The 1204-nt window shown below is 41.4% G+C and carries 1 protein-coding gene; it reads left to right on the plus strand.

Going from position 1 to position 1204, the window contains the following annotated elements; all coding sequences use genetic code 11:
- A partial coding sequence (locus tag D7V20_RS19205) for a DUF2345 domain-containing protein (protein ID WP_147395821.1) occupies positions 1-1192 on the plus strand: 1192 nt, incomplete at its 5' end.
- Positions 1193-1204: the final 12 nt, after the last annotated feature.

Consider the following 1204-nt stretch of genomic DNA (forward strand, 5'->3'; position numbering starts at 1 on the left):
CGACTTTTTTGATGGAAACATAGACCGGCCATTCGTGACAGGGCGAATCCATGAAGGAAGACGCTCACCGACCAAGTTTGATGTAAAAGGCAAATTACCTGCGACCAAAAAACTCAGTGGTATTCGTACCAAAGAAGTTGACGGTGAGGGTTTTAACCAACTGCGTTTTGATGATACGACAGGGCAGATCAGCACTCAACTTCAGAGTAGCCATGGTGCGACGCAACTGAATTTAGGAAATTTAAGTCATCCGAAAGAACAGGCAGAAAGTGAAGGTCGTGGTGAAGGCTTTGAGTTGAGGACGGATGATTGGGGAGCGGTTCGAGCGCCGAAGGGGATTTTGATTAGCACTGAAAGTGCTTCCAATGCCAATGGAAACCACTTAGATCGGGCAAATCTACAGAAAAATATTGAAAAGTCTTTAGGTTTAAATCAGGCAATTCAAGATGCAGCAAAAGGGCATCAAACCACAGAACCTGAATTAGAGCTTCAGGAGTCTTTAAAGAATGCATTGCCGAATTGGAATGAATCAGATTCAACGCCATATATTGCGGTAAATACCCAAGATTCACTGCTTTTAGATGCGGAGAAAGGCATTCTCGCTCAAGCTAAAGACAATATTGATATCAGTACTGAACGGAATGTTCAAATTTTCTCAGGTCGAAGCTTTCTTGCGAATGTTTTGGATCGAATTTCTCTATTCGCAAAAGCAGCTGGTATCAAAATAAAAGCGGGTGCTGGTCCTGTTGAAATTGAATCTCAGGCCGACCGTATGAAAATCGCTTCGCAGGAACTCATGCATGTGTATGCCATTAATGATTTTGTAAAAGTTGAAAGTGGTAAAGGGATATTGATCACTGATGGTCGTGGTTATATCAAGATGGAAGGTGGAAATATAGATATCGTTTGTCCTGGTTTATTGACTTTAAAATCTGGACAAACTCAGACAATGTCTGGTGCTACGTTAAGTAGTGACCTAGCAGCTATGCCTCAGTTGCAAATGGATTATGACGAGCTATTTGTATTGCGCAATAAAGCTGGTAAAGCCATGCCGAATATGAAATATCAAATTAAAACAGAAGATGGCAAAACGATTGAAGGGGTTACCGATTCAGCGGGTAAAACTGAGAAAGTTACGTCACTAGCTATGAGTAAAGCTGTCGTTACATTACTAGGATACGTCGATGAATAAAATACTTTTCCC

The sequence above is a fragment of the Acinetobacter rongchengensis genome (assembly GCF_003611475.1).
Taxonomy (GTDB): domain Bacteria; phylum Pseudomonadota; class Gammaproteobacteria; order Pseudomonadales; family Moraxellaceae; genus Acinetobacter; species Acinetobacter rongchengensis.